Origin of the sequence: Aneurinibacillus sp. UBA3580, assembly GCF_002375825.1 — a bacterium.
GTDB lineage: Bacteria > Bacillota > Bacilli > Aneurinibacillales > Aneurinibacillaceae > Aneurinibacillus > Aneurinibacillus danicus.
The window spans coordinates 16,745-21,537 of sequence record NZ_DFMZ01000042.1 but is presented as its reverse complement, the minus strand read 5'-3'; the positions used below and the strand labels follow the sequence as shown (position 1 = coordinate 21,537).

Annotated in this window: 6 protein-coding genes; all 6 read right to left on the bottom strand. The window is 51.4% G+C overall.

Annotated features, from left to right (window positions below; genetic code table 11):
* Positions 1 to 183 precede the first annotated feature (183 nt).
* On the bottom strand, positions 184 to 1,254 hold the full coding sequence (locus B2899_RS06570) for an elongator complex protein 3 (RefSeq protein WP_286884575.1): 1,071 nt from the start codon (positions 1,252 to 1,254) through the stop codon (positions 184 to 186).
* 16 nt (positions 1,255 to 1,270) lie between these two features.
* Entirely contained in the window at positions 1,271 to 1,960 is a 690-nt protein-coding gene (gene rnc / locus B2899_RS06565) for a ribonuclease III (RefSeq protein ID WP_286884573.1), read from the bottom strand.
* Between the two features lie 25 nt (positions 1,961 to 1,985).
* Positions 1,986 to 3,227 (bottom strand): beta-ketoacyl-ACP synthase II, encoded by a 1,242-nt coding sequence (gene fabF / locus B2899_RS06560; RefSeq protein ID WP_146809427.1) that lies wholly within the window; start codon positions 3,225 to 3,227, stop codon positions 1,986 to 1,988.
* Positions 3,228 to 3,342: 115 nt separating this feature from the next.
* Entirely contained in the window at positions 3,343 to 3,576 is a 234-nt protein-coding gene (locus B2899_RS06555; RefSeq protein WP_146809428.1) for an acyl carrier protein, read from the bottom strand.
* Positions 3,577 to 3,625: 49 nt separating this feature from the next.
* Positions 3,626 to 4,366 (bottom strand): 3-oxoacyl-ACP reductase FabG, encoded by a 741-nt coding sequence (gene fabG, locus B2899_RS06550; RefSeq protein WP_286884572.1) that lies wholly within the window; start codon positions 4,364 to 4,366, stop codon positions 3,626 to 3,628.
* An 11-nt stretch (positions 4,367 to 4,377) separates the two neighbouring features.
* A partial coding sequence (locus tag B2899_RS06545; RefSeq protein WP_286884571.1) for an ACP S-malonyltransferase occupies positions 4,378 to 4,793 on the bottom strand: 416 nt, incomplete at its 5' end.

Below are 4,793 nucleotides of genomic sequence, written 5' to 3'. Positions count from 1 at the left end.
ATGTAGAAAAAGGCGAACGCCTTTTTCTTCCTTAGATCTTTTTTCCTCCCTCTTCTCCTTCTTTCCTCACGATTTTCACAGAAAAAACGAGGGCCTGACGCGACCCGGGGAGGATGCGCATCCTCAGGCGTCCAGACTGCCTCGTTCTTCTCAGCTTCAAATCGACCGAAGGGCCGGATTCTCTTATAAATCGGTAAAGAAAAGCGTCCGGAAGGTTCCGCCTTCTTCCCGAAAGCTCAACTGCTGGCGCGATAAACTTCTGTCCAGCGTCAGCGAAGCGTGAACACCGGCATCTGCAAGAAAAGCTGCCACCTCTCTCCAATTCTCTCCTTTGCGGCCACGCAGTGCCGTTTCGTCTGCGGGATGGATCGCAACTTCCAGCGAAGCAGCGGCAGTCTGTCCGATCCCCTCCATCATTCGCTTCAGCAAACGATGAAACAACTCCTCTTCGACCAATTGACGAAACGAAGGATGGAATGGACCGGCCAGCACGGTGCCCTTGCTGCGCAAATCATCCGAGGCATGCAGCCCCATACGGATGACAGGAATACCCGCCTTAAGCAAAGGAAGCCAAATTTCCGCCGTCCATTGCACGGCTTCTTCCACCGATAACGGCTGGTATTGATGCGTTGCATACAACCACTCAAGCTCCGTTCCGGCAATGACCAACGCCGGATAAATGCGTACAAAATCAGGGGCAAGCTCTACAACCTTTCTGGCCGTAGATACGCTTTTTTCAAGTGTATCCCCCGGAAGTCCGGGAAGAATTTGCAGGCCCAGCCGGATTGACGGATACTGCCGGATAATCTGTACTGCTCGCTCTACCTGTGCCGCCGTATGCCCTCTTTTTGACAGCGCAAGCACTTCATCGTCAAGCGACTGGCAGCCAAGCTCTACCGTGGTGACCCCATAGGAGAGCAGATACTCCATAATATGGGGCGTAATGTAATCCGGACGCGTTGACAGGCGAATGCCGTGCACCCGGCCCGTCGCCGCATACTCCTTTGCTACCGATAAGAGCATTGTCTGGTAGCCGCGGGGCAGTCCGGTAAAGCTGCCGCCAAAAAACGCGATTTCGACCTGTTGGCCATCACGGACGGTTGACAGTTGCTCCTCGATGGAACGCCGCACCGTCTCTTCCGTCAGCAGACTTTCCCGTTTCCGCCCCGTAATCCGTGACTGGTTGCAAAACACGCAATCCTTCGGACATCCCTGATGCGGCACAAACAATGCGATGTTTACATGCTGTTTCATATCTTCCCTGTCACCCTTACTGTTTTACCGCGAGGTGCTTCATTGCCATAGCGGCAGCATGCTGCTCGGCTTCCTTCTTCGAACGGCCTGATCCCTGGCCGAGTACGTCACCGTTGAGCAGCACTTCGGAGACAAACTCACGGCTATGTGCAGGGCCCCGCTCCTGCACGATGCGATATTGAATTTCCCCGAGTCCGTCCCGCTGCACAAACTCCTGCAATTGGCTTTTGTAGTCGGTAACCCGGGTAAATTCACCATTATTAATTCGGGGATACACATATTTTTCCAGGAAACGGAACACCGAATCCAGCCCTTGATCCAGATACAATGCGCCAATAAATGCTTCAAACACGTCCGCAAGCAGTGCGGGGCGGAGCCTTCCTCCGGTCAGTTCCTCCCCTTTGCCAAGCAAAATCAACTCGCCGAATTTAAGCTGATTCGCAAACATAACGAGGGACGGTTCACAGACAATGGCGGCTCTGAGCTTCGTTAATTCTCCTTCGGACATTTTTGGAAAATGGGTGTAAAGAAATTGGGAGACGGTCAGCTCCAGCACCGCGTCACCGAGAAACTCCAGGCGCTCGTTGTCCTGGAATAGCTTGCCGCGGTGCTCGTTTACATACGACGAATGGGTAAACGCCTGGCGGAGAAGCTTTTCGTTTTTAAAGCGCACTCCGATTTCTTTTTGTAATCCTGCAAAATCCACTACCTTATTCACCACCAAAACGGTATCAGTCTATATATTTTTTAAAGACAATGGTTGCATTGTGTCCGCCGAAGCCAAGCGAATTGGACATGGCTACATTTATATCCATCTTTCTTGCTTCGTTCGGCACATAATCAAGGTCACATTCCGGATCAGGTGTTTCATAGTTAATGGTCGGCGGCACAATCTGATCGCGCAGTGCAAGCACACAGGCAATCGCTTCAATTCCGCCTGCAGCGCCCAGCAGATGGCCCGTCATGGACTTGGTGGAACTGATGGCTACTTTGTAAGCGGCATCGCCCAGCGCAGCTTTTATGGCCATCGTTTCGAATTTATCGTTGTATTCAGTAGATGTACCATGCGCATTGATATAGTCTACTTCTTCCGGCTTAATTTCCGCATCTTTCAACGCCGCTTTCATCGCCCGCGCCGCGCCTTCACCGCCCGGTGCCGGCTGGGTTAAGTGATAGGCGTCCGCGCTCATGCCATAGCCGATAATCTCGGCCAGAATAGTCGCCCCTCGTTTCTTAGCATGCTCCAGCGATTCTAGAATAATGATCCCTGCTCCTTCACCCATAACAAACCCGTCGCGGTCTTTATCAAACGGACGGCTGGCCTTTTTAGGTTCATCATTGCGTGAAGAAAGAGCTTTCGCATTGGAGAACCCGGCCACTGCCATCGGACGGATCGATGCTTCCGTACCACCCGTAATCATGACATCAGCGATACCGCGCTCAATAATTTTAAATGCGTCGCCAATCGAATTCGTCGCACTGGCACATGCAGTAATGGCCGCGCTGTTTGGTCCCTTGGCTCCCAGGGTAATGGATACCTGACCAGAGGCCATATTGGCAATCATCATTGGCACGAAAAATGGACTTACGCGCCGCGGCCCTTTCTCTATCAGCAGCGTATGCTGCTCTTCCCACGTGCCCAAACCGCCGATACCGGAGCCGATGTATACTCCTATATTTTCTGCGTTTTCTTCGGTAATCTCAAGCCCTGCGTCTTCCACGGCCATTTTTGCCGCAGCGATCGCAAATTGCACGAAACGATCCGTACGCTTGATGTCTTTTTTGTCCATATAATCTTCTGGATTAAAGTCTTTCACTTCAGCTGCAAATTTGGTTGAATAGCCTTCCGTATCAAATGCGGTAATATAATCGACACCGGATTTGCCGGTAAGCAGCCCTTCCCAGAAAGCTTTGGCATTGTTTCCGAGCGGCGTGACCGCTCCGATGCCTGTTACTACTACGCGATTTTTCATAGTTTCACCTCGAAATATAATAACAGTTCTTTATAATGAGAAACTGGTATATAACCCACAATGAGGAGAAAGTCCCGCATACGTATACGGGACTTTTCCTGAAGCAGCGCCTATCTTACTTGTGGGCCTCTATGTATTTGATCACATCACCCACAGTCGTGATTTTCTCTGCGTCTTCGTCGGAAATCTCCAAATCGAACTCATCCTCGAGTTCCATCACCAATTCTACGACATCAAGAGAGTCTGCGCCGAGATCGTCTTTAAATGAAGCTTCTTCTTTGATTTCGGATTCATCAACGCCGAGGCGATCCACGATGATTTTTTTTACACGATCGAATGTATCTGCCACTGTCTTCACCTCCTCTCAAAACATAATTATTTGTCTATTATACTTTGTCTTACATGTACATGCCACCGTCAACATGAAAAACTTGACCTGTAATATAGCTTGCTTTCTCAGAAGCAATAAACGCCACCGTATCGGCGATATCTTCCGGCTTGCCGAGGCGGCCGAGCGGAATCTGCGTAAGCAGCGATTCCCTCGTATCATCACCGAGCACGGACGTCATATCCGTTTCAATAAATCCCGGCGCGACAGCATTCACTGTAATGCCTCGGCTGGCCAATTCACGTGCGACCGACTTCGTCATACCGATAACACCGGCTTTGGCTGCCACATAATTCGTCTGTCCCGGGTTGCCCATTACGCCAACGACGGAAGAGATATTGATAATGCGCCCGCTCCGCGCCTTCATCATTGGACGCGTCACCGCTTTGGTGCAATTGAACACGCCTTTGAGGTTGGTGGCAATGACTTCATCGAACTCTTCTTCTTTCATGCGCATGAGCAGGTTGTCGCGGGTAATCCCCGCATTGTTCACCAGAATGTCCAGCTTGCCCAGCTCGTCGATTGTTTGCTTGACCATGGCTTCCGCTTCACCCGCATCCGCCACGTTCGCCTTTACTACAATGGCACGTCGGCCCAGCTTGGCGATTTCGTCCGCCACTTCGCGTGCGGCCGCTTCGTTTCCGGCATAGTTGACGGCTACATCGGCTCCCTGACGGGCCAGCTCAAGCGCAATCGCACGGCCAATCCCGCGGGATGCGCCGGTGACAAGCGCTACTTTTCCTTCCAGCATGATCTCTCCTCCTATTCTTTCATTTGCAGTTGTTCAAGCGCCTTTTCAAGTGTCGTTATATCTTGAATTGCCAGCGTTTTCACTTTACGATCCACTTTCTTAACCAGTCCTGACAGAACCGTGCCCGGGCCGATCTCGATAAATAAATCGACACCTTTGTCAAGCATGTAGCGCACACTGTCTTCCCATAGCACCGGAGAAGCGACTTGCTGAATCAAAGATTCTTTAATTTCTTCTTTTGTTTGTACGCCGCTGGCTGAGACATTAGCCACGACCGCTACCTGCGCATCCTTAATCGTATAGCCGGCAAGCGTCTGTGAAAGCTTCTCCGCCGCTGGCTCCATAAGCATGGAGTGGAACGGTCCGCTTACGTTCAACGGAATCACCCGCTTTGCACCGGCTGCCTTAGCGGCGGCTCCTGCCTCTT

What these genes read in the sequence shown, in the direction of transcription:
- B2899_RS06570 (WP_286884575.1), bottom strand. Translation starts at nt 1,254, where the DNA reads ATGAAACAGCATGTAAACATCGCATTGTTTGTGCCGCATCAGGGATGT.
- fabF (WP_146809427.1), bottom strand. Translation starts at nt 3,227, where the DNA reads ATGAAAAATCGCGTAGTAGTAACAGGCATCGGAGCGGTCACGCCGCTC.
- fabG (WP_286884572.1), bottom strand. Translation starts at nt 4,366, where the DNA reads ATGCTGGAAGGAAAAGTAGCGCTTGTCACCGGCGCATCCCGCGGGATT.